The 26,359-nt window shown below is 57.5% G+C and carries 26 protein-coding genes and 1 tRNA gene; 10 read left to right on the top strand and 17 right to left on the bottom strand.

Features of this window, described 5'->3' with window-relative positions; translation table 11 throughout:
- The coding region (locus tag HMPREF3011_RS10550) for a hypothetical protein (protein WP_246821527.1) at positions 1-655 on the bottom strand (655 nt) is incomplete at its 3' end.
- A gap of 304 nt (positions 656-959) precedes the next feature.
- Here HMPREF3011_RS10550 and HMPREF3011_RS10545 point away from each other — a divergent pair.
- Complete coding sequence (locus tag HMPREF3011_RS10545) at positions 960-1,496, top strand: peptidylprolyl isomerase (RefSeq protein WP_370547538.1); 537 nt, start codon at positions 960-962, stop codon at positions 1,494-1,496.
- 694 nt (positions 1,497-2,190) lie between these two features.
- On the opposite strand, the gene crgA is transcribed toward HMPREF3011_RS10545, so the two are convergent.
- Positions 2,191-2,460 (bottom strand): cell division protein CrgA, encoded by a 270-nt coding sequence (crgA, locus tag HMPREF3011_RS10540; RefSeq protein ID WP_005511903.1) that lies wholly within the window; start codon positions 2,458-2,460, stop codon positions 2,191-2,193.
- A 135-nt stretch (positions 2,461-2,595) separates the two neighbouring features.
- On the opposite strand from crgA, the gene HMPREF3011_RS10535 reads away from it, so the two are divergent.
- Positions 2,596-3,267, top strand: coding sequence for an aminodeoxychorismate/anthranilate synthase component II (locus HMPREF3011_RS10535; protein WP_038627121.1), 672 nt, complete (start codon positions 2,596-2,598; stop codon positions 3,265-3,267).
- A 3-nt stretch (positions 3,268-3,270) separates the two neighbouring features.
- On the opposite strand, the gene pknB is transcribed toward HMPREF3011_RS10535, so the two are convergent.
- The 7 genes from pknB to HMPREF3011_RS10500 all read right to left on the bottom strand — a co-directional run bounded on the left by pknB (position 3,271) and on the right by HMPREF3011_RS10500 (position 12,516).
- Positions 3,271-5,325: a Stk1 family PASTA domain-containing Ser/Thr kinase gene (gene pknB / locus HMPREF3011_RS10530; protein WP_070431838.1), complete on the bottom strand. Its 2,055-nt coding sequence runs from the start codon at positions 5,323-5,325 to the stop codon at positions 3,271-3,273.
- Positions 5,326-5,378: 53 nt separating this feature from the next.
- Entirely contained in the window at positions 5,379-6,857 is a 1,479-nt protein-coding gene (locus HMPREF3011_RS10525; protein ID WP_070841507.1) for a serine/threonine-protein kinase, read from the bottom strand.
- A 5-nt stretch (positions 6,858-6,862) separates the two neighbouring features.
- A complete protein-coding gene (locus HMPREF3011_RS10520) occupies positions 6,863-8,296 on the bottom strand; it encodes a penicillin-binding transpeptidase domain-containing protein (protein WP_038627126.1) in 1,434 nt (477 codons plus the stop codon).
- Entirely contained in the window at positions 8,297-9,658 is a 1,362-nt protein-coding gene (locus tag HMPREF3011_RS10515) for an FtsW/RodA/SpoVE family cell cycle protein (protein WP_065422994.1), read from the bottom strand. It lies immediately after the preceding gene.
- Positions 9,655-11,010 carry a PP2C family protein-serine/threonine phosphatase gene (locus HMPREF3011_RS10510; protein WP_038627130.1) on the bottom strand — a complete coding sequence of 452 codons (1,356 nt, stop codon included), beginning with the start codon at positions 11,008-11,010 and terminating at the stop codon, positions 9,655-9,657. The genes HMPREF3011_RS10515 and HMPREF3011_RS10510 overlap by 4 nt, the downstream gene beginning before the upstream one ends.
- On the bottom strand, positions 11,007-11,468 hold the full coding sequence (locus tag HMPREF3011_RS10505) for an FHA domain-containing protein FhaB/FipA (RefSeq protein WP_038627132.1): 462 nt from the start codon (positions 11,466-11,468) through the stop codon (positions 11,007-11,009). The genes HMPREF3011_RS10510 and HMPREF3011_RS10505 overlap by 4 nt, the downstream gene beginning before the upstream one ends.
- A 148-nt stretch (positions 11,469-11,616) precedes the next feature.
- Positions 11,617-12,516 (bottom strand): DUF3662 and FHA domain-containing protein, encoded by a 900-nt coding sequence (locus HMPREF3011_RS10500; protein WP_038627135.1) that lies wholly within the window; start codon positions 12,514-12,516, stop codon positions 11,617-11,619.
- A 285-nt stretch (positions 12,517-12,801) separates the two neighbouring features.
- Here HMPREF3011_RS10500 and HMPREF3011_RS10495 point away from each other — a divergent pair.
- Positions 12,802-12,885: transfer RNA gene (locus HMPREF3011_RS10495), tRNA-Leu, on the top strand.
- Between the two features lie 655 nt (positions 12,886-13,540).
- Positions 13,541-14,356 carry a hypothetical protein gene (locus HMPREF3011_RS10490; protein WP_070841506.1) on the top strand — a complete coding sequence of 272 codons (816 nt, stop codon included), beginning with the start codon at positions 13,541-13,543 and terminating at the stop codon, positions 14,354-14,356.
- Positions 14,357-14,394: 38 nt separating this feature from the next.
- Here HMPREF3011_RS10490 and HMPREF3011_RS11595 read toward each other — a convergent pair whose 3' ends face one another.
- Positions 14,395-14,517 carry a hypothetical protein gene (locus HMPREF3011_RS11595; RefSeq protein WP_255463556.1) on the bottom strand — a complete coding sequence of 41 codons (123 nt, stop codon included), beginning with the start codon at positions 14,515-14,517 and terminating at the stop codon, positions 14,395-14,397.
- Between the two features lie 124 nt (positions 14,518-14,641).
- Positions 14,642-15,904 (bottom strand): aminotransferase class I/II-fold pyridoxal phosphate-dependent enzyme, encoded by a 1,263-nt coding sequence (locus HMPREF3011_RS10480; protein ID WP_070559946.1) that lies wholly within the window; start codon positions 15,902-15,904, stop codon positions 14,642-14,644.
- Here HMPREF3011_RS10480 and HMPREF3011_RS10475 point away from each other — a divergent pair.
- Positions 15,903-17,276 carry an aminotransferase-like domain-containing protein gene (locus HMPREF3011_RS10475; protein WP_070586031.1) on the top strand — a complete coding sequence of 458 codons (1,374 nt, stop codon included), beginning with the start codon at positions 15,903-15,905 and terminating at the stop codon, positions 17,274-17,276. The two genes, HMPREF3011_RS10480 and HMPREF3011_RS10475, sit on opposite strands and share 2 nt — an antisense overlap.
- A gap of 24 nt (positions 17,277-17,300) precedes the next feature.
- Here the strand turns inward: HMPREF3011_RS10475 and HMPREF3011_RS10470 are convergent, their stop codons facing one another.
- Positions 17,301-17,717 (bottom strand): iron chaperone, encoded by a 417-nt coding sequence (locus tag HMPREF3011_RS10470; protein WP_038627139.1) that lies wholly within the window; start codon positions 17,715-17,717, stop codon positions 17,301-17,303.
- Between the two features lie 40 nt (positions 17,718-17,757).
- Between HMPREF3011_RS10470 and HMPREF3011_RS10465 the strand changes: the two genes are divergently transcribed.
- A complete protein-coding gene (locus tag HMPREF3011_RS10465; protein ID WP_070841505.1) occupies positions 17,758-19,140 on the top strand; it encodes a DHA2 family efflux MFS transporter permease subunit in 1,383 nt (460 codons plus the stop codon).
- Here HMPREF3011_RS10465 and HMPREF3011_RS10460 read toward each other — a convergent pair.
- Together HMPREF3011_RS10460 and HMPREF3011_RS10455 are read right to left on the bottom strand one after the other, a co-directional pair.
- Positions 19,124-19,816 (bottom strand): AAA family ATPase, encoded by a 693-nt coding sequence (locus HMPREF3011_RS10460; RefSeq protein ID WP_049181219.1) that lies wholly within the window; start codon positions 19,814-19,816, stop codon positions 19,124-19,126. The genes HMPREF3011_RS10465 and HMPREF3011_RS10460 overlap by 17 nt on opposite strands.
- Positions 19,813-20,826: an App1 family protein gene (locus tag HMPREF3011_RS10455; protein ID WP_049181221.1), complete on the bottom strand. Its 1,014-nt coding sequence runs from the start codon at positions 20,824-20,826 to the stop codon at positions 19,813-19,815. The genes HMPREF3011_RS10460 and HMPREF3011_RS10455 overlap by 4 nt, the downstream gene beginning before the upstream one ends.
- Before the next feature lie 93 nt (positions 20,827-20,919).
- On the opposite strand from HMPREF3011_RS10455, the gene HMPREF3011_RS10450 reads away from it, so the two are divergent.
- Complete coding sequence (locus HMPREF3011_RS10450) at positions 20,920-21,246, top strand: transglycosylase family protein (RefSeq protein ID WP_005511827.1); 327 nt, start codon at positions 20,920-20,922, stop codon at positions 21,244-21,246.
- On the opposite strand, the gene HMPREF3011_RS10445 is transcribed toward HMPREF3011_RS10450, so the two are convergent.
- A complete protein-coding gene (locus tag HMPREF3011_RS10445) occupies positions 21,243-22,472 on the bottom strand; it encodes an HNH endonuclease signature motif containing protein (RefSeq protein WP_049181222.1) in 1,230 nt (409 codons plus the stop codon). The two genes, HMPREF3011_RS10450 and HMPREF3011_RS10445, sit on opposite strands and share 4 nt — an antisense overlap.
- Before the next feature lie 281 nt (positions 22,473-22,753).
- On the opposite strand from HMPREF3011_RS10445, the gene HMPREF3011_RS10440 reads away from it, so the two are divergent.
- Both HMPREF3011_RS10440 and HMPREF3011_RS11685 read left to right on the top strand, forming a co-directional pair.
- Entirely contained in the window at positions 22,754-23,188 is a 435-nt protein-coding gene (locus tag HMPREF3011_RS10440) for a GNAT family N-acetyltransferase (RefSeq protein WP_371440768.1), read from the top strand.
- Complete coding sequence (locus HMPREF3011_RS11685; protein ID WP_311199636.1) at positions 23,110-23,274, top strand: GNAT family N-acetyltransferase; 165 nt, start codon at positions 23,110-23,112, stop codon at positions 23,272-23,274. The genes HMPREF3011_RS10440 and HMPREF3011_RS11685 overlap by 79 nt, the downstream gene beginning before the upstream one ends.
- Here HMPREF3011_RS11685 and HMPREF3011_RS10435 read toward each other — a convergent pair.
- On the bottom strand, positions 23,231-24,184 hold the full coding sequence (locus HMPREF3011_RS10435; RefSeq protein ID WP_049181223.1) for an NAD(P)-binding domain-containing protein: 954 nt from the start codon (positions 24,182-24,184) through the stop codon (positions 23,231-23,233). The genes HMPREF3011_RS11685 and HMPREF3011_RS10435 overlap by 44 nt on opposite strands.
- 54 nt (positions 24,185-24,238) lie before the next feature.
- Between HMPREF3011_RS10435 and HMPREF3011_RS10430 the strand changes: the two genes are divergently transcribed.
- Positions 24,239-25,222 (top strand): LLM class oxidoreductase, encoded by a 984-nt coding sequence (locus HMPREF3011_RS10430; protein ID WP_016421769.1) that lies wholly within the window; start codon positions 24,239-24,241, stop codon positions 25,220-25,222.
- Here HMPREF3011_RS10430 and HMPREF3011_RS10425 read toward each other — a convergent pair.
- A complete protein-coding gene (locus tag HMPREF3011_RS10425; RefSeq protein ID WP_016421770.1) occupies positions 25,206-26,243 on the bottom strand; it encodes an aldo/keto reductase in 1,038 nt (345 codons plus the stop codon). The genes HMPREF3011_RS10430 and HMPREF3011_RS10425 overlap by 17 nt on opposite strands.
- Positions 26,244-26,359: the final 116 nt, after the last annotated feature.

Genomic DNA, 26,359 nt, shown 5'->3' with positions numbered 1-26,359 from the left:
TTTCCTTAGCCTCAGAAGCCTTTTCTTCAACGGTCTCCTTGACCTCTGCGGCCTTCTCTTCGACCTTGTGCTTAACTTCCTGGGCCTTCTGCTGGTACGGAGCTGGGTCAACCGGGAGCTTGTCGTCCTTGCGCAGCTTCCAGACAATGACACCGACGATTGCTGCAACAACAGCGAAGACCAGGGAAGCGGTTGCAATGCGGCCGTTCTTGGCGCGCTGCTCTTCCTTACCGGTTACCTTGTCGATAGCCTTCTGGGTACGCACCTCGAGGTCCTTGCGAGCCTTCTTGGCCTTCTTTTCAGCCTTCTTAGCCTCGCAGCGAGCCTTGCAACGAGTCTTCTTGCCCTTGCGCTTAGCGTCCTTCTCGGCCTTCTTCGCCTGCTTCTTGGTCTCCTTGGACTTCTTCTCAACCTTGCCGGTCAGTTCTTCAGCCTGCTCAGCGAGCTGATCGCGAGCGCCGGAAACCTTTTCCTTAACGTCTTCTGCCCAATCGGATGCTGCGTCCTTTGCAGCCTCGTTCTGTGCAGCTGCCACCTTCTTAGCCTCCTGCATCGTGTCGTAGAGCTCTGCAGCCTTCTTGTCCCGGTAATCGGAGTAGCTGTCGTAAGCGGACTTCAGTCCCTTGACAGCCAGCGAGATTGCGTTGGGGTTCATGACTCTCCTTAATTAGTGCATCGCCAACAGGCTTCGCCTTTTATTTTCAATCAATGATTAATACTGCTGCGGCGCCAGTGCCTCTGAGACCAAGATGCTTCTACGTCCAAGAGCTAGGGCCCAGTTAGGCCTAGCGTCGAAATACTTGCAGCAGGCTCACATTCCAGCTTAGGCACTATTTGCTCGTCATGGGGGTCAACGAAGAACTCTTTTCCTTATCTTGAAAAACATTTTCGCAGGTTTCTGCCAAGGAGAAACTCACCAGTAAGAGCAATTGGCCACCAAGGTCGGTATCCTAAGGAACGTGACTATTAAGACTGCTACTGCAACTGTGCACACCAACCATGGCGATATCGTGATTGACCTGTTCGGCAACCACGCGCCGAACACTGTCGACAACTTCATCGGCCTGGCAGAGGGCACGAAGGAGTACAAGGGTCAGAACGCCTCTGGCACCGAGTCCGGCCCGTTCTACGATGAGGCCATTTTCCACCGCATCATCGCCGGATTCATGATTCAGGGTGGTGACCCGCTGGGCACCGGCACTGGCGGCCCGGGCTACATGTTCGACGATGAGATCCACCCGGAGCTCCAGTTCGATCGTCCGTACCTGCTCGCTATGGCTAACGCCGGCAAGCGTGGCGGCCGCGGCACCAACGGTTCCCAGTTCTTCATCACCGTGGTTCCGACCCCGCACCTCAATGGCGCTCACACCATCTTCGGTGAGGTCGTTGATGACGCCTCGAAGAAGGTCGTCGACGAGATCGCTCGTGTGGCTACCGATCACTGGGATCGCCCGCTGGAGCCGGTCGTGATTACCTCCATCGATATCGAGAAGTAATCCGCTAGCTTCTACGCTCTTTAACCCGTCCGGTTGTTCCGGGCGGGTTTTTTCATGCCTATTTTCGCTTTACGACGGCCCGTAACTTCAATGTTGTGTTTAGGGGTAGCGGGGGTAGTAGCAAATTGGGTTGATTCTCCACATATCCACAGCCCTGTGGGCAAAATACTCCACTGTTCACCTAGGTGAACATGGACCAAGAAGCACGTTACGGTCCCAATTTTCACAAATTACAAGAATCCACAGTTGTCCACAGACTTGTGCACATGTGTGGATAATTCCATTCTTGTAATTTACGAACCAGCGTTCGAAAGTGGTCGAACTCCGCAGAATATTGGAATTACACACAAGTTGACTTGCAACTATGTTACTTGTTCACAGAATTATCCACAGGCTGTGGATACTGTGGACACAGGGGATAGAGCCAAAGTTGTCATGCTTTACGGTTTCTGTCACGTAACCCGTGAGAATTTTGGGACGAAATCTCTCCACAGTTATCCACAAATTACATGATTGTTACACAGGTTTCTGTGGATAACTTTTTTGCGCGATCAATAGGAGGGAAATCCCCATTCTCCGAAAAACGTGTGGGAAACGGGTGTATTAACGGGGGTGAATTGACCTGGGTTTTTAGGTATGAAAAAGGCGCATCCAAAAGTGGATGCGCCTGAGGAGTGCGGTGTATTAGAGCTGACTAACGCCAACCCATAGTCATCAGCAGACCAACAATGAAAAGACCAAAGCCGATGACGTAGTTCCATGCGTTCAAAGTCACCATGAACGGAATATGCGGACCCGCGATGTAGTTGACCAGCAGCCAGCCCAAACCAATCAGCATGAACCCGAACATCAGCACCTTGTACCACACCGGTGTCTGAGTGCTGTTGATCTTGACCGGGGTACGGCTGACGGAGGAGCCACCGGATTGTGGGGAATTAGTGCTTTCAATCTTTGCCTTAGGCATAGCGCTTTAAACTCCTTAGGTTGTGGTCAGCAGGTTGCGATCAGCGCGGTATCTACACTCCCGCGGTATATGCATAATTGTAAACTTTGCATCCGAACTTACCAGTGAAGTTCGCAGGCAGTAGAATTCCCAGTTATGCAGATTCTCGTCGTCGATAACTATGACAGCTTCGTATTCAATCTGGTCCAGTACATAGGCCAGCTCGGCGAAACGGTGACTGTCTGGCGCAATGATGATGCGCGTCTCCGCGATGTTGACGACGTCGTAAAGCAATTTGATGCAATCCTACTGTCGCCCGGTCCCGGTGAGCCGTCCAATGCTGGATGGACAGAGGACATTATTCGCGCGGTGAGCAGGCAGGACGATCCGACACCGGTGTTGGGTGTGTGCTTGGGTCATCAGGCGATTGGTGAGGTCTTTGGTGCGCAGGTCGTGCGTGCCGACGAGCTGTTGCACGGCAAGACTTCCCCGGTCACACACGACGGCACGGGTGTGCTGGCCGATGTGCCCAGTCCTTTTATTGCCACGCGCTACCACTCGTTGACGGTCGATCCGAAGACACTGCCGGAGGAACTCATTGCCACGGCATTCACCGATTCGGGCATGCTGATGGCGATGCGCCACCGCGACCTGCCGATTCACGGCGTGCAGTACCACCCGGAGTCGGTACTCACCCAGTACGGGCACCGCATGCTCGTCAACTGGCTGCGCCTGGCCGGTGGCGAGTACTCCGAGGAACTCCTGGCGGAGTTGGAGGAACAGCAGGCCGTGTACCAGCGCGCCTTCTCAGATGTGCTGGCACACTAGCCGTTAGTTAGGCAGCAAATCCGGCAGCCTTAGGGGAGGTTCCGGCGCAGGCTCGTCCTCAGAACCCTCCGGAGCAACCCCAAGCCGGTAGACACGCAGGGTGACCTCGCCGTCCTTGTTCAGCTTAGACCCGGCCGACGGATTGGCCTTCTCCACGTGGTCGACCTTGGACAGATCCAGCGTGGTGACTTCCTCGGTGCGGATAGTTCCCTCGAATCCGGCATCGGCGAGTGCCTTCTCCGCATCACTGAGGGTCTGTCCCTCAACCCGTGGCATCTTAATTTGGTTACCACGCGAAACGTGCAGCTCAACCGTCGTACCGACAGTGAGCTCCGAGCCCTTCTGCGGAACCTCAATGACGGTTCCCTGCTTCTCAGCGGAGTCCACCTCTACCACTTCGACAACGAAACCAGCGGATTCGAGGGTCGTGCGGGCGGAATCCAAAGTCTGACCAGTGACATCCGGAACAGTCTTGGTCTCGATACCGGAGGAGACAGTCAAGGTTACGCGGGTTCCCTTCGATACCTGAGAACCGGCAGCTGGAGACTGCTCGATAACATTGCCGCGCGGAACGTCCTCATTCGGTTCCTCTTGCAGCTTTGGATTGACGACAAGCCCCGCCTCCTCGAGCAGGCGGCGAGCTTCCTCGGCCTGTTTGTCGCGCACATCCGGCACATTAGTCAACTCCGGGCCCGAAGATACGCGCAGCTTGATGCGAGATCCCTGCGGCAACCCCGATCCGACACCCGGTTCCGTGGCGATCACCGTGTCTCGGGGGACATCTGGGTTCGGCTCATCGACGCGGTTGACTACAAAACCAGCCTCCTCGAGAACCTGCGTTGCCTCATTGACATTTAGACCCTCGACCTGCGGAATGGCAACGGTCTCGACCTCGGTGGACGAGTTGAAGAGCTGGTAGGCGCCGTAGCCGACACCGCCGAGAGCCACCATTGCAGCAGCCACCAGCGCGACAGTCTTTCCTGCGCCGCCTTTCTCTTTCTCGGGCTCGTCAGTGTTAGCGATCTGAGCAGGGGCCTCCGACTGGTCCGCTGCTTCCTTCGGTTCAGGAGCGGGAGCAGGGACAGGGGCCGGAGTTGCCTGCTGTGCAGGGGTCACCCGAGTCTCAGCATCCGACGGAGCTGCCGGAAGGAATTCGGTGGTCTTCGCGTCGTCGTCATGCGCGCCGTGGTGCGCCAGCGCCAACGGATCCTCGCCGCGTGCAAGACGACGCAAATCCTGGGCGAAGTCCTCTGCGGTGTCGTAGCGCTCCATCGGATCCTTGGCCATCGCGGTCAACAGCACCGCGTCGAGGCCCTGAGCCGTGTTCGGGTCGGTGTTGAGCTTCCCCGAAGGGCGCGGCGGCTGATCCTGAACATGCTGGTAAGCGACAGAAAGAGGGGTTTCACCGGTGAATGGCGGGGCGCCCGTGACAGCCTCGAAAAGTACGCAACCGACAGCGTAAATATCAGAACGTGCATCGGCGGTCTTACCGCGCGCCTGCTCCGGCGAAAGGTACTGCGCGGTACCCAGCACGGCCGCAGTCTGCGTCATCGTGGTGGAATCACCGAGCGCGCGAGCGATGCCGAAGTCCATCACCTTCACCTTGCCGGTGTTGGTCAGCATGATGTTCGCCGGCTTGATGTCACGGTGAATGATGCCGGCATGGTGGGATGCCGTCAGTGCGTCACACACCGATGCCATTATCGACGTGGCTTTCTTCGGGTCGAGCCGCCCCTCACGACGAACAAGGTCACGCAGCGTCTCACCCTGAATCAGCTCCATGACAATGAAAGGCACACGCCCCATCGGGCTATCCGTCTCGCCGGTGTCGTACACCGACACGATAGACGGGTGATTCAGTAGTGCTGAGTTTTTCGCTTCACGACGGAACCTTGCGAGGAAGTTCTCATCCCTGGCAAGGTCGGCCCTCATCATCTTGACCGCGACAGAGCGACCGAGAACAGTATCTTCAGCTCGGTAAACATCGGACATGCCGCCAACGCCAATGAGCTCGCCGAGCCGATAACGGCCGGAGAGGAGATCGTCATTGCCAGACATTGTTCGTCAGTCCCTTCGGAAGGATTTCCACCAAAACATCTTGTACCTGAATATTACTGTGCATCTGGAGTCCCCAAGGTATTACCGGACCCATTTTCCGGGGGCAGTTGAATGCCGGGCAGACCACCGCCAGTGGAGTCGTCGCTATTGTCGTTGCCCGAATCCTGAGTCGGTTCGGAGGTATCCGGGGCGGTCTCGCTGGTGTCCTGTTCAGTGGAGCTGTCAGAAGCACCATCATTGTTGCCACCGTAGTTTTCACCAGAGTTGTCGCCGTAGCTGCCACCGTCGTTATTTCCCCAGTTACCAGAATTGTCGTCCGACCAACCGGAACCGTTGCTGGAGTCAGAGTTTTCTTCTGTGGTTTGCTGCTGTGACTGGTTCGGAATGTACTGCTCCAAGTTTGGAATGGTTGGCAGTGAACCGGTTGTCGACAGCGAATAGACAACAGCGATAGCCCCGGCCAGTAACACTAGCAGTCCCAACAGCACAATGCTGCCGCAGCCACAACCGCAGCCGCTGCGCTTCTTTGCCGGCTTTCGCTGCCGAGTGGGTTGCTGCGGTGGCCGCTGTGGCTGCTGCTGTGGTTGCGACACCGGCATGGGCGGTCGCGTCATGGCACCGAGTTCGGTGGTCGCCGGGTTGGCAGCGTTGGATTGACGGTGCACCGTTGGGGTCACACCACGCGGCTGCGGTGGGCGGTGCCCCGCGCGCACTCGCAAAACAGCCTGTGCCAGCTCGCGGCCATCGGCATAGCGACGCTGCGGATCCTTGCGCAGCATAATGCCGATAAGTTCGCGGATATGCGGATTGACCGTCGGCGCCAACGCAGGCGGTGCCTCGTTGATGTGTGCCACGGCAACCGCGACGGTGGAGTCGCCCTGGAAGGGGCGGGCGCCGGCCACCATTTCGTAGGCGACACAGCCAAGCGAGTAAATGTCAGTCGCCGGACTTACCTGTTTGCCCTGCGCCTGCTCCGGTGAGACATACTGCGCGGTACCGACGACCATGCCGGTACGCGTCAGAGGCACCGCTTCGGCGGCCTTGGCAATGCCAAAGTCGGTAATCTTCACGGTGCCCTCCGGCGTCACCAGCAGGTTGCCCGGCTTAATGTCGCGGTGGACAAGGTTCGCAGCGTGAATTGCCGACAGACCGTGCGCAGTCTGCTCCAGCACGTCGAGCATCAGGTGCTCTGGCAGGGTGCGACGTCGCTGCAGCACCTGCGACAGAGATTCGCCACGGATGTACTCCATGACGATGTAACACGCGCCGTGGCTGCCGATATCGCCTTCCTCGTACGTGACAATCTTCACCACGTTTGGGCTGTTGACGCTGCGTGCAGCAGCGGCTTCGTTCTGGAAGCGCTGCCGGAACTCGTAGTTGTCCGAGTACTCCTGATTCAGAAGTTTGATCGCAACTAGTTCGCCGCTGGTGGCGTCGTCGGCAAGCCAGACGGTGGACATACCGCCACGGCCGAGCAGACGGCGGACGTGATAGCGGTCGCCGACGATGTCTTGAACTTGGTGGGCATCCATGCTTATCAACCCGCCTGTTCGACCGCGTCAATGAGCGCACGGCCAATCGGGGCAGCAACGGAGGCGCCGGTAGCGCCCTGGCCTTGACCGCCACCGTTTTCCACGACGACAGCCACGGCGACATCGGAGTCCGGAGCGAAGGCGATGTACCAAACGTGCGGTGCGTACTCGCCGCGGACAGCACCGTGTTCCGCGGTACCGGTCTTGGAGGCGATACGTGAACCGTTACCGCCCGAATGCGACTCGGAACCGCGCATCAGCTCAGTTACGGTTTCTGCGATCTCCGGCGAAATCGCCTCGTCGGCTTCAATCGGCTTGAAGGACTTGATCTCGGAGAGGTCGGCACCGCGCACCGATTTGATGATCTGGGGTTCCATGCGCACGCCGCCGTTGGCAATCGTGGCGGCGATGATGGCGTTGTCCAGTGGTGTAAAGGACACGTCGCGCTGACCAATGGAGGTTTGCCCCAGCGAGGACTGATCCGGAATCTCACCGACGGTGGAGGGCTGAATCGGCAGGCCCGCGTCGTCGTGGGTCTCACCGATGCCGAATCGCTTGGCGACGTCCTTGAGCGCATCGGCCCCGTACTGCATACCGAGCTCCGCGAACGCCGTATTACAGGACTGTGCGAAAGCCTGGCGGAGAGTCGTAGTAGCCCCGCCACAGGTCGAGCCACCGTAGTTTTCCAACGTGGTGGTGGTATCCGGCAGCGTAATCTGCGGTGCGCCAGTGACCGAGGTGTCCGGGGAGGCGCCTTGCTCCAGTGCCGTGACCGTGGTCAACACCTTGAAAGTGGAACCGGGCGGCAGCGGACGCTGAGTGGCGTGGTTGAGCAGCGGTGCGCCCTCATTGTTATTGAGGGACTGCCAGGTACTCTCGTCGCCGGCCGCGATGTCATTCGGGTTGAACGACGGTGTGGAGGCCATCGCGAGAATTTCACCCGTCGATGGGCGAATGGCGACGGCGGAGCCGACGTAGCCGCGTTCAGCGAGTTGTTGGTACGCAGTCCGCTGAGCGTTCGGCAACAGCGTCAGCTCTGCGGAAGCCCCAGAAGGTTCCTTGCCCGTGACCATGTCGAGGGCGCGGGAAGTAAACAGCGAAGGGTCGCTGCCGTTCAAGATTCCGTTTTGAGAGCGTTCGATACCGGCGGAGCCGTAGATGTCCGACAGGTATCCGACCACCGCGGCATATGCCTCCGGGTCGGTGTCGTAGCTGCGGTCATAGAAGCCGTTCTCGCCTTTGACCGAGTGGGCCAGAATGTCGCCGTCAGTGGTGATCTGGCCGCGAGGTTTGGACTTTTCCTCCAGGAACTGGCGGCTATTCAGCGGATTGTGGGCGTACTTATCCTGCTGGAAGCCCTGGATGTAGGTCAGGTTCGCCAGTAGAAGAACGAAGAGCCCGAGTACGACAACAAAGATTTGGCGAATGGTCTTATTCATCTACTGGTTCACCCCCTGAGCTGCGTTGGCATTGTCGTTGAGGCCAGAAGGGGTGCTTGGAATGCCCCAGGGGCGGTTGGCCTCGTCAGAGACGCGCAGCACGATGGCCAACATGATGTAGCTGGCCAGCAGTGAGGAACCACCGGCTGACATGAACGGTGTAGTCAGACCGGTTAGTGGCATCAGCTTGGAAACACCGGCTGCAACCACGAACAGCTGAATGGCCATCGAGAATGCGATGCCGGCCGCCAGCAGCTTGCCGAAGGAATCACGTACCGCCAAGCTCGCCGAAATACCGCGCGAAATCAGAATCGCGAACAGCAGGATGATGGCACTCAGACCGGTAAAACCGAGCTCCTCGCCAAAGGCGGAGAGGATGAAGTCAGAGTGTGCCACCGGAATGTTCTGTGGGTAGCCCTGCCCCAGACCGGTGCCACCGATGCCACCCCAGCTCATGCCGAACAGCCCCTGGGAGAGCTGGTAGCCACCCTCGTCGTAGGAACCCAACGGATCCAGGAAATGCGTGACTCGCGCCTGAATCTTGTCCGAAACCATGTAGACACCGACAACACCGATGGTCACCAGCCCCATGCCGATGATGAGCCAGGAACCACGACCGGTGGCAGCGTAGAGCATTGCCAGCACAGTGCCGAAGAGCACCAGCGCCGGACCAAAGTCATTCTGCAGAGCCATGATGACAGTAGCGATGCCCCAGATCAGCAGAATCGGGCCCAGATCGCGAACACGCGGGAAATCAATGCCCAGGAAACGCTTACCCGCCACATTGAACAGCGAGCGCTTATTCACCAGCAGCTGTGCGAAGAAGATCAGCAACATGACCTTGGCAAACTCACCAGGCTGCATGGAAAACGGGCCGATGGAAATCCAGATGCGGGCATCAGCATTAATCGACGACGGCCACACCAGCGGCAGCGCCAACAGAATCAAGCCGCCGAGACCCAGCAGATACGAGTACTGCGACAGTGAGTGATGGTTGCGCAGCAGGACGATCACACCGATAAACAGTGCGACACTGAGCACGGTCCACATAATCTGGTTGCGCACTAACGAGGTGTCATTGGCCAGGTCGAGGCGGTGAATCATCACCAACCCCAAGGCATTGAGAGTGGCTGCAACCGGCAGCATCACCTGATCGGCGTTGGGCGCCACAAAGGTCAGTGCGATATGCGCCACTGCAAAGATTACAAAGAATCCGCCAATGATGTAAAAGACATCGGCGGTCAGAGAGTTGCCCTGAGCCAGTTCCAGCGAAATAAGTGCCAAAAGCAACAATCCTGCCGACAGCAGCAGCAGGAGCATTTCCTTCATCCGAAGCTGTCGCTTCGCGGTAGTTTCACTCATTTTCGCACCTGCCTACAGTTGACTCCTGGCTTCGAACCCAGCTTTTCATCCTTCTTGTCGGCGGAAGTTGCGTCCTTGTCGTCGTCGGACACGGACAGACATACCGGCAGTGCCGACTCCGCCAAACGGCCAATCTGGTCGCTGACACCGTCGTAGGAATCAGCCGGCAGACCTTCCAGCGAATTGCGTGCCGCCGGCGAGAGATCTTCCGGCGTCATGATGTGGCAGTCGACCTTCTCCTTCGGCGTCCCGGCCGGAGGCAGCTGAACTTTGTTGTCATCGGTCAAACAGATGAACTGATGCGGCTCTTGCAGATCGAAGCCCAGCAAACTACCGGGCACGCCATGCATCAACTGCACCTGCCCGTCAACCACCGCGAGATGGTACATCGACTCCTTCTTCTGCCAGCCCCAAATACCAAGGCCGACCAAACCGGCCACCAGCACCAGCACCACAGAAACAACTAGCCACTTGCCCTTGGAAGCCTTCTTCTCCGGCGCCGAAGTCACTGCAATTTCCTGCGACTTCCGCGGGCGGAGTGCCGCCGCGCGACCCGCTGCCGTATTAGGGCGGGGGAGTTCCTCCTCCGCACTCTGCAGGGCACCGGCCAGGGCGGGCTCGTAAGGCGTGCGTGCCGACGAATCGACAACATCGGCAACCACCACGGTGATGTTGTCCGGACCACCGGACTTCAACGCGTAGTCAATGAGCTTGGTAGCGGCCTCGTCCGGAGTCCCCTCCGAGAGCACATCCTTGATGGTGTCCGCGGACACCGGATCGGACAGGCCATCCGAGCACAGCAGGTAGCGATCGCCCTCGTGGACATCGCGATAAGACAAAGTAGGCTCCACCGGGCGACCGGTGAGAGCCTTCAAAATCAGTGAGCGCTGAGGGTGAATTGCCGCTTCTTCTTCGGTGAGATTGCCCTCGTCCACCAGCGACTGCACATAAGTGTCATCCCGGGTAATGCGGATGAGCTCCCCGTCGCGCAGCAGATAGCCACGCGAGTCACCGACATGGCACATGCCCAGGCGGGTGCCGTCGAAAAGCAGAGCAGTCAGCGTAGTGCCCATGCCTTGCGTAGAGGGGTTCTGCTCAATTTCATCCGCAATGGAATTATTGCCCTCTATGCAGGCGCTGCGCAGGGACTCGAGCAAATCGGGGCCGGGCTGATCATTGTCCAACCGAGAGACAGCCGCAATCATCAGCTGGGATGCGATTTCCCCGGCGGCGTGGCCACCCATGCCGTCGGCAAGCGCGAGCAGACGCGAACCCGCATAGGCGGAGTCCTCGTTGTTCTGTCGGATGAGGCCGCGGTCAGAGCGGGCCGTGTAATTCAGAGCAAGACTCATGGTTGCAACCTCAAAGTTGTACGGCCAATACGAAATTCCATACCCGAAGCCAGTCGTTCCGGCTGTTCCACGCGCTGACCATTGAGGAATGTGCCATTGCGGGAGTCCAGATCCTCCAGGTACCAGATGCCGTCGCGGTTGATGACGCGAGCGTGCTGGCCCGAGGCGAAATCATCGTTGAGGACGAAGGCATTCGACTCTGAACGGCCGATAGTGATGTCGCGTTGGTTGTTTAGGTTCATGCGCGAACCCGCCAGCGGCCCGGAGGTGACAAGGAGCTGATGTGGAGTCTGCGAGCGCTGGAAACGCTTGGCCGGAGCGCTGCTGGTTTGCCGAAGCGGGCGCAGCGGAGCCGAACCTATTGTTTCTGTACGCAGGGTGCGAAGCGTCATCCAAATGAAAAACCACAGGACGACCAGCACGCCGATGCGCGAAAGCAGAAAAACGATAGCTTCCACGTCCGAGGAACCTCCTTATATAGAGCTGGTGGGTCCGCAACCGAACACACGGACGTAATTATTCCAGGAATGTGTCGGCAAACCTAGGGTAGTGGCATTTGAATCTAGTGAACCTCACTACTTAGCGGATCTAAATCAGCGGATTTAACTAGCGGATCTGAACTTCGAGAACAGAATGTCCAAGCGAGATCTCGTCGCCGTCGGCCAGCAGCCAGTTATCAATGGGTTCGCCATTGACAATGGTTCCGTTGGTCGAATGCAAATCGACGAGCACCGCATCCTGGCCATCCCACGTGATTTCGGCATGCTGGCGGGAAACACCAGTGTCCGGGAGGCGGAAGTCGGAAGCGGTGCCGCGGCCGATGATGTTCGAACCATGGCGCACCTCGAATACGCGCGAGGAGCCGTCCTGCAACAGCAGGGTGATGGTCTTTTCCTGGGACTGGTCTTCGTCCACGGCCGAGTTGCTCAGCTCAGTTGCCGCTTCCGGGTCGGCGGTAGGCGCGGGACGGGAAGCGGTGGGGAACTGCTCAGCTTCCGGCTGTGGGTGGTAGGCGGCAGAGGTCTCGGCGGCTTGGGGTTCATCATCGCTTTGCGACGGGGCTGCGTCAGTGTTGGCATCATCAGCGCTGTCGTCGAATGGAACGAACTCCGAAGTGCTTACGGTGTCCTCGGTGAAAGTGCTGGCCGTCTTCAGCTGACCGGTGTGGAGCGACTCCACTGCCTGCAGGTGGACGCTGATGGTACCGGTGAAACCCCAGCCGTTGTTACGGCAGTAGCGCGTCATGCGGTCAGCCAATTGATTCGGCAGGTTGGGCTCTGACGCGGAGAGGTTTTTGTAATCGGCGGCGCTGATGCCAATGCGGAAATCATTGGGTGCCAAGTACTGACCGTTGGCGTCCTGCATCAGGAAATCTTCAATTTCCTGCTTCAGGCATTCTTCTAACTCATTCGGGACAACCTTGCCGCCGAACACGCGCGCAAAGCTGTTGTCGAGCCCGCGCTGAAGCGAGCTATCGAGCTTGCGGATGCGTCCTAGGAAATCCATCTGACTAAAGAAATTCGCCTTCTCCCGCCAAACCGCGGCGGGTTACGTGAAAAATGTGCATAAAAATTATCGATACTTTAGCAACAGTATAGAGCCCTACACCTTCAGTTAAGGGCTAGGAACTGCTGAGGTTTATCAAATAGTGACGACGCTTGTGAAATAAGTGGCTGTTGCTAAGTGCGAAAAAGACGTTTTAAAAGTGGTGAAAAGTGGTGAAAAACGCGCGCTGGCCTGGGGATTTGGTGGTGTATTAGCGCGGGGTGTTATAGTTCTATTCGTTCCCACGGGCGAGTGGCGGAATGGCAGACGCGCTGGCTTCAGGTGCCAGTGTCCTTTACGGACGTGGGGGTTCAAGTCCCCCTTCGCCCACAGCGAAGATCCTCGGAAGTGTAAAAGCTTCCGAGGATTTTTTGTTTGCGGTGGCGGTTGGAGTGGGGCTTGGGTTGAAGCAGAGGCGGATGCTGAGCTGAGGTTGTTGGCTTGTCCTTTAACCCTCCCTTAACCTTGTCCGGCACTTATGGCCAGGTTTCGGGGACTGGTCGATGTATTTCTCTCACTTATCGATGGATTCTCCTGACTTATCGATGGTTTTTCGGCACTTATGCGCACGCTGTGGGCCAGGCTCTCTCACTTGTCGATGCGCTATTCACTTGTGGACACGCTGCAGCGCATCGATAGGTGAATAGCGTGGCCACAAGTCGTCGGATGCGTCGGCCATCTAGCATTGCAGCCAGCTCGCGAGAAGGGAAGTATAAATCTCGAAAACTGATTTTGTATTGAAAGTGGAAGAAAACAAGAATAGTTTTGAGATGTGCATGAGGGCAGTCGGCCCCCCATCTGCGACATTGGTATAGCGGTGTTCAGTCATGAATTTGGCTCACGGCCATATTTTAACGATCATTTGGTACCTGTTTATATCGTGAAAAATCAACTCAAGAATGTGTAAGAAATATTAAGAGAGAGCTTGCATGGTGAGGAATCTTCTTCCGAGGAAAGCCTGTCCGTTCATAGTCGGAAGGTAAGCATGAAAATTATATTTAGAGCAATTCTGGTTACCGCAATTATTCTTGAAGTAGTTCTTATCCTTCTTATGAATGTGGTATCTGGTTTGCCGGATTGGGTATTCCTGTTACCACTTGCCGTTGTAGTTGCGGCTCTTCTCTTACTGTTTGGAGGTATGCGGCAAGACTATCTCAGAAATGGTAGGTCATGGGCTGCTTCGCTGTCCGAGACGTCAAAGAATTTTGGCGTACCTCGAAAAATACTAGCGCTACTTGTTTCGGAAGTTAGCTCACTGATAGCTGCTTTTACATTCTTTAGACTTCAGAAAAATGTCGACAGTGAAGTCAGATCCTTTACTGTGCACAAAAATCTTCGAACTGTTGTTTTTATGGTATTAGCGCTGAGCATTGTAGAAATCGGCATAGTGCATTTCGCTATTTCTAATACATTTTGGCGATATGTCTTGCTGGTAATTAGCGTTTATGCAGTAGTTCTTCTATCCGGGTTTTACGTAACTGTTCGAGACCAACCACATCTCATAACACCGCAGGGACTAGTACTGCGAATTGGACGGAGGCTTACTTGCGAAATTCCATGGTCACACCTGCGTCAGACGAGCTCCGTAACGGCAGGCGAAGGAGGGGACGTAGCAATTGACGAGGATGGCAATCTCAGGGTGCCTGTTTTGAGTGAAGTGAACGTTAGGCTAGAAGTGGATTCGCCAGTCGTGGCAGAAGATCTTTACAAGGGGCTAATGATGGTTTCCTCGATTGAGATATACTGCGACGACAAAGACGCATTCCTCCGTAATCTCGCTGAGGAAAGGAATGCGCATTAAATGCTTGACAGCTTCCAGGTCCGGCAACCAACCCCGACCTATCGCCAGAACTTGGTCATCCCGCGCTTGTCTTCCATGTTGAACTCAATCATCTTGGTTTGCAGGTCCAGCGGCGTGGACTCGGCCTTGCCGTCCTTTGGCCAGGGGAAGCGGACCATCATTTTGCCGTAGGAGAGGCCGCGGGCATCGAACTCGTCGGCGAACTTTTCAATACCTGCGCGGGTCGAAGATGGACGGCCATTATTGATGAGGATGCCCTGGCGGATTTAGCGATGTAGGTGGGGGCTAGCGCTTAGCGTACTTCTCCAGGTGAGCTGCGAAGCGAGCGGCGAAATGTTCCATTGTCTCGACCTCAGGAAGAAAAGTAATCCGGACATATGTCCCGCCTTTCACATTGAAAGCGCTGCCTTGGACGATGTGAATGTGTTCTGCTTCCAGAAACGAGAGAACGAAGTCCTCATCCTTATCAATTTCGTAAATATTGCCGTCTAGTCGAATGAAAATGTACAGCGCCCCTTGCGGCTCGATGAACGAGATTCCGGGAATCTTGCTGAGTGCTGTAGTGGCAGCAACTTTTTGTTCGAAGAGGCGGCCACCGGGTCGTACTAAATTGTCGATGCTGTGTTCTTTGCCCAGCACGGCAGCAATCGCGTGCTGGGCCGGAATTGAGGCGCACATCCGCATTGAGGCCAGTAGTCGAATTCCTTTAAACAGGGTGTCCTGTTCGCGAAATCCAGTTGCAGTCACCCATCCAGCTCTCAATCCGGCCAAGCGATGCGTCTTGGAAAGGCCGGAGAACGTTAAGCAGGGGACATCCTGCGCTAGGCAAGCTGTTGGAGTGAATGAGGCTCCAGGGTACACAATGCGGTCGTAGATTTCGTCGGAAAGCAGCACTAGATTGTGCTCACGTGCGAGCTGGGCAATCTGGGAGAGAGTCTCCGGTGAGTAGATGGTGCCTGTGGGATTGTTTGGATTGATGATGACAATCGCCCGAGTTTTGGCTGTGATGGACTCGCGTATGTCATCGACGTCTGGCTGCCAATTATTTTCTTCTAGGCAGGGATAGTGCACGGGGACTCCGCCGGCGAGGGTGGTGGATGCGGTCCAGAGTGGATAGTCGGGTGAGGGGATGAGGATCTCATCACCGTCGTTGATGAGAGCTTGTAGACATAGGTTTACCAGCTCCGAGACACCATTTCCGACGAGAACGTGATCGCTATCGAGGGCGGGGAAGTCCTCATTCTGCGAGTAGTAGTCCACGACAGTCTGACGGGTGTCACTCAGGCCGAGGGAATTTGAGTATCCAGAAGTTTCCTCGAGGCCACGGTGCATAGCGGAAAGTACCTCTGCAGATGGCCGGAAGCCGAATGGGGCAGGATTTCCGACATTGAGGGGAATGACCTTTACGCCCTGACGCTGTAGCTCGTCGGCCTTGTCCTGAATTGGTCCGCGCAGGTCATAGAGAACATTGTCGAGGTGATGCGAAAAATGGATTGGGCAGGATAGCACTGCGCGCTTCGATACGATAGCGCTACTATGTATATTCATGGTTAACAGTAGCACGTCTATGTTGGTCGGCGAGCTGGAAACGTGGATTGCGCAACACAAAGCCGGAGAAAAGCTGCCATCCAGCCGTGAAATAACACGGTCGTATTCGGTTAGCCCGGTGACAGTGCGAAACGCTATCCACGAACTGGCTACCCGCGGACTGGTGGAAGTGCGAGTCGGCGTGGGGGTATTCGTCAGGCATCGCCAACAACTCCCACGGGCGGACTTTAGCTGGCAAGTCGGAGCGCTGGGACCTCAGCCCAATACCGGAAGGGTTCTGGCCGCCACCCAGAGAGCTTCCACCGATGAGGCAATCAGTCTGCATTCCGGTTATCCGGATGAATCTCTGCTGCCAACGAACTTGGTACGAAGAGCGCTTACCAGAGTCAGTAAATCGCACGATGCCTATCGACGAGCACCGGTGCGGGGGATGGCAGAACTGCGGCAGTGGTTTGCTTCGCAACTGGTACGGGCAAATGAGCGCGATGTGGTTATTGTTCCAGGCACACAGAGCGGGCTCGGTGCCATTTTTCGTGCCATTTCACCGAAGGAACTCATCATTGAGTCGCCTTCATATTGGGGTGCAATCCTGGCTGCTCGGCAGGCTGGGATTTCTCTACTACCAGTGGAAAGTGATGATGAGGGGCCAATTCCCGAGAGTCTGGAGAGGCTGCTACGAACGAGTTCTGCACGAGCTTTTTATGGTCAACCCACGTTCGGTAACCCTCATGGGAAACGGTGGTCGACAGCTCGTCGTAAAACAATTATTGAAATCATAAGAGCGTTCAACGCTTTCCTCATTGAGGACGATTGGGCACATGATTTCGCATTCGACGCACCTGATGTTCCGATAGCGGCGGATGATGCCGAAGGGCATGTCATCTATCTGCGATCGCTGACAAAGGTGATTTCGCCTGCAGTTCGGGTAGGGGCAGTAATTGCCAAGGGGCCGGTTCTTCAGCGGATACTCGCAGAAGTTTCAGCCGAAGCGTTGTACACCAGTGGAATTCTGCAGGCCGTGGCGCTGGACGTCGTCAAGCAAAGTGCGTACGCGACGCACCTCAAAAATATGCAGGTCGCACTACGACAGCGACGAAATGATTTGCTTGAAGCTTTATCCAGATATGCGCCGTCGGTGGAAACTCCACACGTGCCTCAAGGAGGACTCAACTTGTGGTGCAGGCTTCCCGATGGCATAGACCCCCAAGAGGTTGCCGAACGTTGCGAAGGACGCGGACTGATAGTTGCGCCAGGACGGGACTGGTTTCCCTCCGAGGAAATCGGCCCGTATTTACGCCTGAACTTCGCGGGTCCCCATCCCGAGAGATTTGTTGATGCAGCGATGATTCTGGACAGCGTGGTTTCGGGCTAGCCACTAAATTCGACGGAGACCTTCCTACCGCCAAAACGTGGTCATGCCACGCTTGTCCTCCATGTTGAACTCGATCATCTTGGCAAGCAGGTCCAGCGGCATGGACTCGGCCTTGCCGTCCTTTGGCCAGGGGAAGCGGACCATCATTTTGCCGTAGGAGAGGCCGCGGGCATCGAACTCGTCGGCGAACTTTTCAATACCTGCGCGCTCCGGGGCAATCGCCATGTGCTTCTTGGCGTAGGAGAAGCCGATAATGAACGTGCCATCAAGGGTGAACATCGGCTGGCTCCAGGCGATTCGAACGCCCAGTTCAGGATACTTTTCGTGGACCCACTCGAGCACCTCGAGAGCCACCGCGCGCTGCATGTCATCATCTACGCGCGAGAGGTGGTCGGCGAAGAACTCGGCGATGGTTTCGTCGGTCATATGCTGAACAGCCATGGTCTGGATTTTACTGTGCCATCAACTAACATGACTCCGAGTGGCTACAGATTTGAATACTCAGTTTGATCCCAAAAAGGCGTGGCCAGCGCTGTGGACCGTATTGCTCGGCTTCTTCATGATTCTGGTCGACGCCACCATTGTCACCGTTGGTATTAACACCATCCAGCATGAACTGGGCGGTGAGCTCAACCAGGTCATGTGGGTGACCAGTGGTTATTTGCTGGCCTATGCGGTGCCGTTGCTTATTACCGGCAGGCTCGGTGACCTCTGGGGAGTCAAGCACACCTATGTAGCGGGCCTGGTTATCTTCGTGTTGGCGTCGCTGGCGTGTGGGTTGGCGCCGTCGTTAAGCATGCTGATCATTGCCCGCGTGGTGCAGGGACTGGGGGCCGCGCTGTTGACGCCGCAGACGATGGCGCTGATTACGCAGATGTTTCCGCCGGCGCATCGCGGTGCGGCGATGGGGCTGTGGGGCGCGGCGGCCGGAATTGCCTCGCTGACGGGGCCGCTGGCTGGTGGCGTGTTGATTGAGCTGCTGAGTTGGCGCTGGATTTTCCTCATTAATGTGCCGATTGGCCTGATCGGGCTCGTTTTTGCGTTTCGCTATCTACCGACCTTTGAGACGCACCGCAACAAGATTGACTATCTGGGCGTTGTGCTCAGCGCGATTGGTATGTTCCTGCTGGTCTTCGGCATTCAGGAGGGGGAGAGTGCCGGCTGGACCGGTTGGATCTGGGCACTGATTGCCGCCGGTGTGGTGGTTCTTGGCCTGTTCACTGTGTGGGAGAGCAAGACGACGGCCGAACCGCTGATGCCGCTGTCCCTTTTTAAGGATTGCAACTTCACCATCTCCTCGCTGGCGATTGCCGTGATGGGAGCGCTGGTGGTCGCGGTTGGTTTCCCGATTATCCTCTTCGCTCAGAATGCTCGCGACCTATCGACCATCCAAGCCTCACTACTGCTCGTGCCGCAGGCGCTCATTTCCGGTGTCATGGCGCCGTGGACTGGGCGAATGCTGGACCGGCTGAAGTTCCGCCAGTTCGCGCTGATCGGTTTTGGGTCCTCGCTGGTAGGCATGCTCGGGTTTCACTACCTCATCCACGAGGACCTCTCCGTGCTGTGGCTGCTACTGCCGGGCGCCGCATTCGGTGTGGCAAACGCGTTTATTTGGGGCACGCTGTCGACGGCTGCCACCCGCAACATCGACCCGTCCCTCGCCGGTGCTGCCTCCGGTGTCTACAACACCATCCGCCAGATCGGCAGTGTGCTGGGAAGCGCGCTGATTGCCACCGTCATGGCGGCGGCGCTCAGCAGCAACCGTGGCGACTTCACCACCGCCATGAGTGATGCCATGTGGCTGCCGGTGGCGCTGTCGGCCGTGGGCGTCGTGGCATCGCTGGGGCTTAAGAATCCGAAGTAAAACGCTCCACCATGTAGTCAGCGATGCCGACGGGATCGGCTAGGAAATCCCTGGTCGCCCGTACCGCGAGGGTGTCTTCGAAGTGGGTGGTGTCGGCGTCGTCAAGCGAAATGATCGTTGCTTCCGGTGCGGCGAGCAGGATGGGGGAATGCGTCGCCATGATAATCTGTGCGCCGGCTTCTGCAAGCGCGCCGAGACGGCCGAGGAGTTCAAGCTGGCGCAGTACCGACAGTCCGGCCTCGGGTTCGTCGAGGAAGATCAGTGATTCAGCACCGAAGCGACGTTTGGCCAGCGCCATGATGGATTGGCCGTGACTCATCTGGGTGAGGTCCGCCATGCCGTCACCGCCGGGGAGGCTGCCGATCGATGCGTAGAAACGCGCGAGGTTCAGGTGCGCGTCGCCGCGAAAGAAGAACGTATCCGGGGGATTGCGCTTGGTCAGCGCGAGCGGAATCGGAGAGGTGCGCTCCTGCGTTTTAAACCGCGAGCCGCCGTCCGTGTCGACCCCCATCGCCGACGCCAACGCCTCCAGCACCGTCGACTTTCCCTTGCCGTTTTCGCCGGTCAAGATGGTAATCGGCGTGGTGAAGGCCATGGGGAAGGGCAACGCGAGCTTTACGACGTAAGCCGGGAGCTCGGCATCATCGTGAATACGGGCCTGGCGGAGGTAGATCATGGTTGCGGCAGTTGGTCGATTTGTTTGAGCAGCTTAAAGCCGTGGGCACCCTCGATGAATGGAACCTCCTTGTTCTCCAGTTTTTCAATTGGCACTGCGGTGCCGTGGGAGAGCACGTGCTCGCTGGGAGTGAGGTTGCGGATTGCGATTGCCGCGACCTTATCAGGATGCTCCGCCGCGGCTGTGCCGTAGATGAGCGGGTCGTATTGGCCGTCATCACCGACGAGAATCCAGTTGATTTCGGGGAAGTCAATAAACAGGTCCCGCAGTCGCACCTTCTTATGTTCCTTGCCCGAGCGGAACAGGCCAGTGGGCGTTGGCCCCCAATCGGTGAGCAGTAGCGGGCCCTTCGGCAGGTTGTTGCGGTGCAGGAACTTTTTTAGTGTGCCGAAGGTGTTCCATGCGCCGGTGGAAAGGTAGATGACGGGAACGTCCGTGTCCTCATCGGTTTTGCTCGCGTAACGACGGCGAAGTTGCGCATAGAACTCGCTGAAGCCAGCGACGGCTTTGCGCTCGTCTGTCTCTTTGACCCAGGAGTTGTAGGCGGCGATGAGGGTGCGCGGCAGCATGGTGACCAAAACAGTGTCATCAATATCGGAGACGATGCCGTATTTGGTTTCCGGGGAGAGGATGAGGGCCTCTGCGGGAGTGTCGTTGATGGTGATCTCGTGCCAGCCGGGTTCGAGGCCGTGATTCCGAATCAGCACCTCGATGTAGCCGTTGCTATCCGCGGTGGTTTCCACCGTGCGATTGCCGGCAGTGATGGTGACGGGAAAGTCCGCGAGTTCGACGGTAAAGAACTGCCAAAACCCGCGTTTTTTGTTTCGTTCTTCGTCTCGTTTTTTGGCCGGATCCTTCATAAGGACACGGCCGAGTACGCGAACGCGCTCTGCATTTCCGTACCCGGTGAATCCGATGATTTCCGGTTCCCAACCAGCGTTTTTGGAACGCTTGGCGGCCAGCGCGTTGATTCTTCTCTCGGTTTTGCGGACGACATCTGCCACGGACATGCTTTCCAGGATACGGGTTGACAGGGTGGGGGAGGGTGCGCGTAGGTTGGTCGGCCAAGAGAAAAGTCAACCCTTTAGGAGTGTTCTCTGCTTATGCGTTTTTCCGGTAAGTTCATCGCATCCGCCGCCGTGGCAGCAGGCATGATTGCTGCCCCGACCGCCGCCGCTAACGCTGCATCAGTCAGCGCCTGGGATCAGGTTGCGGCATGTGAGTCCGGCGGAAACTGGCAGACCAATACCGGTAACGGCTACTACGGCGGACTGCAGTTCTCGCAGCAGACCTGGAGCGGCCACGGCGGTGACCAGTACGCACCAACGGCTGACCAGGCCACCAAGGAGCAGCAGATTGAGATTGGCGAGCGCGTGCTTGCCTCCCAGGGTGCTGGCGCATGGCCGAACTGCGGTGGCCCGCTGGGTTAATCCTCCCCATCATCAAAGACTAGATCTGGCACCGCCGCGAATGACAGCCACCACTTCATGTAGTGGTCATGGCGTGCTTTCGTCTTCTGAGTAGCGCGCTTGTCAAACGTCTGTCGCCCGAACCCGGCTAACGGTCCGGCCGGGACGGTCGCCGCGGTAACGCCGTCGGCAGAGGACCACACCTCTGAGCCGTCCTCATAAGCCGTGATATCCCAGAGCTTGTGGGTTTTCAGGTTGTGGTGCTTCCGGCATAGGCAGTGCAGATTCTGTGTGTCGGTGGGGCCACCGGCTTCGGGGTCTTCCTGGTTGTACGGTGCGATATGGTCAATATCGCACTTGTACGCTGGGACTTCGCAGCCGGGGAAGCGACACGTGCCGTCACGACCGTGAACGCGGGCGACCTGCGCTGGGGTTGGGCGGTAACCATTGGTGGCGCTGTCTGCTGAGAGGCGGACATGCGTCACCTTTTGCATCCACTCTTCCGTGACCAGCGCGCCGAGCCAGCCGGCGCCGTCCAGCCAGGCGTCATCACTGTGGTGCTCGCGGAAAACATTGAGCACAACCTCCGCATCGGTGCGTTGGTGGATTAGTTCCACAAATGCATCCGCCTGCGTCATTTCTTCATTCGCGCGGAAGACCGTTTCAATTGCGCACATGGCGAAATAGGCGCGGTCCGGGCGCAGCGTGAGAATGATTTGGGAGTAGCTGTCGGGACGTTCCACCAGAGTTACCGATTCCGTATCGGTAATAGTGGGAATTGTGCCGTCGGCGCGAGCACGGTCATCCAAGTCCGCAGCAATATCACCAATTTTGGTAGTGAGCGTGCGAGGTCCGATCATTGCTTGACGACGTTTCCGTGGCGTGACCAATGCCAGAATTTTCTTTTCCGCATCGGGTATTTGATCAGGCTCGATGCCGACCACGCCATGTGCAATGATGCCGAGTTGCCGCACAGATAATGCGCAGCTTTCCCGGGCGTAGGCCGCTAGCTGAGGCATTTTCTCCAGCAATAGGCCAATGTCACAGATACGCAGTGCTTCACTGCGGGTGATTCCCAGGCGAACGCTGATGCGAGCGGCATGGTTTTCAACGTCATCATCGCCTGCAGGGCAGCAGGCTTCAATCAACTCAAGGTGGGTGCGGTTGGTAGCCCGCGCGAGTGCTGAGAGCTCATCTTCGGGATTCTCATGAGCCCAATATGGTTCGGGTACTTGTTCGGACTTCATTGGATCCCCCTGGTGTTCCAATGGTTGTCGGTTTTCTTTCGAACTTACTTGCTATCGTACAGGTGCCGTTCTGCTTTGTAAAGAGAAATGATGAGAGATTTTGAATGGTTTTTGTAGATGTCGGCTGACCATAAAAGCGTTTGCTACCAGGTTGTTTGCGGGTGACGTATGGAGGGTTGCGGAAAAATATAAATAAAACACCCGTTCGAAACCGGAAGCTTGATAATCTCGCATCTATAAAGGCGGAGTGCAGAAACCAGCGCAGAAAACGGGGCAAAACCATGATTATTCGGCAAGCAACGCGGGAGGACGCCGAGGCAATCGCGGAGATTTACAACGAGGCCGTGATCAACACCGTCGCCATCTGGAACGATGACACGGTCAGCGTGGAGAATCGCATTGCATGGATGGAGGTGCACTGGGACAAGGATTACCCGGTTTTCGTCGCCACGCTTGACGACGAAGTCGCTGGAGATGCCACCTTTAGTGACTTTCGTGACTTCGACGGGTTTCGGTACACAGTGGAAAACTCCATCTATGTACATCCGAGCTTTCAGGGCCGGGGCATTGGCGGGACGCTTCTACCGGTGACCATTGATGCTGCTCGTGAGGCGGGAAGCACGTTTTGGTGGCAGCGATCGACGGCAGCAACGAGGGGTCGATTGCGCTGCACGAAAAGTATGGTTTCCAGCGTGTTGGGCTATTGCCTCAGGTAGGGACAAAGAACGGGCGTTGGTTGGACATGATGTTGATGCAGATCATGCTGACAGTCGAGCAGCCACCCGCTCAGCCGCGCGCTTAGCGAAGGGGCCAACACCCATAATCGTGGCTGCACCGGGGCCAACCCAGTCGCCGTAGCCGACGAACTCGATGAGGTCGGAGTCGACGCTGCGGAAGGGGCTGAGCGCGGGGCGGAAACCGGTGCACCAAATGAGGTGGTCCGCGTGGACGTCGTCAAGCGAAGAGAACATGGGTGTCCAGGTGAGGGCACCGGAGTCGCGGGCTTTGCGGACGGACGGCAGGACAACGATGTCGCCGATACTGTCGGAGGGGCCGGGGTCGAGTTCGCCACGTGCGATGGCGAGTGCTCGCTGACGGTTGCGTTCGAACAGGACGCGACCGTCGACGTCGTCGGGCATCCAGCGCGGTTCGTGGCGGGTGAACCAGGTGGTGTCGATACCGGAAAGTATCAGTTCAGCGGCGATTTGGGCGCCGGAGTTCGCCGCGCCGACAACGGCAACGCGGGAGCCTTCGAATGGCTCGGGGCCTGGGTAATTGGCCGAATGCCACTGTTTTGCGGAGGTCGTGCCGGGGTAGTGGGGGACGAAGGGGCGGTTGCCGGTGGCGGCGATGAGTTGGTGGGACTCGAAGTCTCCGGCATCGCTGGTGAGGTGGAAGGTGCCGTCGTGGGTGACGTGGGTAACGTTAACCGGGCGCTGAACGCGCAGTTCGTAGCGCTTTTCGTAGGAGCTGAGGTAATCAATCACATGGGAAGCGGGCGGGAAGCCGTCATAATCGGGCATCTGGATGCCCGGAAGGTTGGAGAAACCCGGGGTGGAAAAGAGCGTCATTGAGGGCCAGACATTGCGCCAGGAGCCGCCGGGAGCCGACTGATTGTCCAGAATGAGCGGATCAATGTCGTGTTTGTGCAGGTAGTAGGCGGTAGCGAGGGCAGCTTGGCCGCCTCCGACGATGATGGCATCCTCAAGCATGGTCCCAGTTTAACTGCGAGTGCCGTGGCTCAAGCTGTACTACCGTTAAACACCATGAGCTCGCTGTTTGATCTTTCGGACAAGCCCATTGACGAACTACCCGGTTACCAGCGCACATTCGCGCCGGGCCGACTCACTGTGGGTCTCAGCCTGCCCATCGAACAGGACGCCGAAGCCGAACCCAAGGACGTGCTGAGCAATCAGATTCGGCTGATTCAGAAAGCCGAACGCGCAGGCATCGCGGCAGTGTGGGCGCGCGACATCCCGCTGCGTGTGGAAACATTCGGCGACGTCGGCCAGGTCTACGACCCCTGGATGTACCTCAGCTACATCGCCGCACACACCACCGACATAGCGCTCGGCACCGGCGCAATCGTTGTGCCTTTTCAGCATCCGTTGGTGATGGCTAAGCGCGCGGCCACGCTGGACAGGCTTTCCGACGGCCGTTTCCTCTTCGGCGTTGCCACCGGCGATCGACCCGAGGAGTTCCCCGCCTTTAACCAGGACAAAGGCAAGCGCGGTGAGCGTTTCCGCGAGCATATCGAGGTCTATGAAAAGGCCCTCAGCACCAGTGACCGGCCTATCCGGTGGTCCGAGGGCAAGATGGGCGGATCCGATGTGGTGCCCAAGCCGCTGGCACGCCGAGTTCCGCTGTTGGCCACCGGCTCCTGTCAGCAGAGCCTGGAGTGGAAGGCCGCGCATACCGACGGGTGGTTCATGTACCACAAGGGTTTGGAAATGCAGAAGAAGAACATCGCCAACTGGCAGGAAGCGGTGGCACAAGAGTGTGGTGAGGACGTGTTCAAACCCTTCCTGGAATCACTGTGGATCGACCTGCATGAAGACCCCGACGCGCTCGCGCAGGGTGGCCACTTCGGGTACCGCCTTGGCCGCAACAAGCTCATCGAACTGCTGCACTCCCAGCGACAGCTCGGCATCAATCACGTCAGCATCAACTTCCGCACCTCTAAACGGGATGCGGAAGAACAGATTGATGAGCTGATTGAGTATGTGCTGCCGGCTATACAGACTCCGTAGCGCCCTGCCACTGATTGATTCCGCGGTCGACGGCCCACTTGTCGATCTCCGCGAGTTCTTCATCGCTAAACGGCGCAGCGTCCAGGGCGCCGAGGCTGTTTTTCAGCTGTTCCACCGACGATGCCCCAATTAGGGCGGAGGTCACTTCGTCACGGCGGAGAACCCACGAGATGGCCATCTGTGCCAGGGACTGGCCTCGTCGTAAAGCAATGGCGTTGAGCTCACGGATGGCGGTGAGCGTGTCGTCGTTGAGGAACCCCGAGTTCATCTTGTGCGCGCCGAGACGCGAGGACTCCGGCACGCCATCCAGATATCGGTCGGTGAGAAGACCCTGCGCAAGCGCGGAAAAGGCGATGACGCCCATGCCTTCGTCGGCGCAGGTCTCCAGCAATTCGTCCTCGATCCAACGGTTGAACATGGAGTAGCTCGGCTGGTGAATAGTCAACGGAGTGCCCAGCTCACGCGCGATTTTCTGCGCACGGCGAGTGAGCTCGGGGGAGTAGGAGCTCACGCCGACGTAGAGCGCGCGTCCCGAGCGGACGAGGAAGTCGAGGGCGGCGACGGTTTCCTCGATAGGCGTATCCGGGTCGGGCCGGTGGTGGTAGAAAATGTCCACATAATCCAGGCCCATGCGCTTCAGCGAGGCATCGCAGCTGGCCACGAGGTATTTCCGCGAGCCGCCGAAGCCGTAGGGGCCATCCTGCATGTACCAACCGGCCTTGGAGGAAATGATCATTTCATCGCGGTAGGGAGCGAAATCCTTGGCCATGATGCGACCGAAATTCGCCTCCGCAGAGCCCTGTGGTGGGCCGTAATTGTTGGCGAGATCGAAGTGCGTGACGCCGTGGTCGAACGCGGTGCGCAGGATTTCACGCTGCGTCTCGAGCGGCCGGTCATCACCAAAGTTATGCCAAAGTCCCAGCGTAATGGCTGGAAGCTTTAGCCCCGTGTCGCCGGAGCGGTTGTACGGCATCGTTTCATAGCGGTTGTCATTGGCGTGGTACACGTCTGGATAAGCCATGTGTTCGAGGGTACGCGGGCTTTACGACGAATAGTTGCGCACGAGGTGGCCTTCAACGGGGCGCGTGGCCAAATGGTTACCCCTGGAAGTTAATAAAAGTGAGCTTGCTGGGGAAC

It is taken from the genome of Corynebacterium sp. HMSC074C04, from assembly GCF_001838295.1.
GTDB lineage: Bacteria > Actinomycetota > Actinomycetes > Mycobacteriales > Mycobacteriaceae > Corynebacterium > Corynebacterium amycolatum.
Note: the sequence above shows the minus strand (reverse complement) of the source record. Positions and strands in the feature narration are given on the sequence as shown.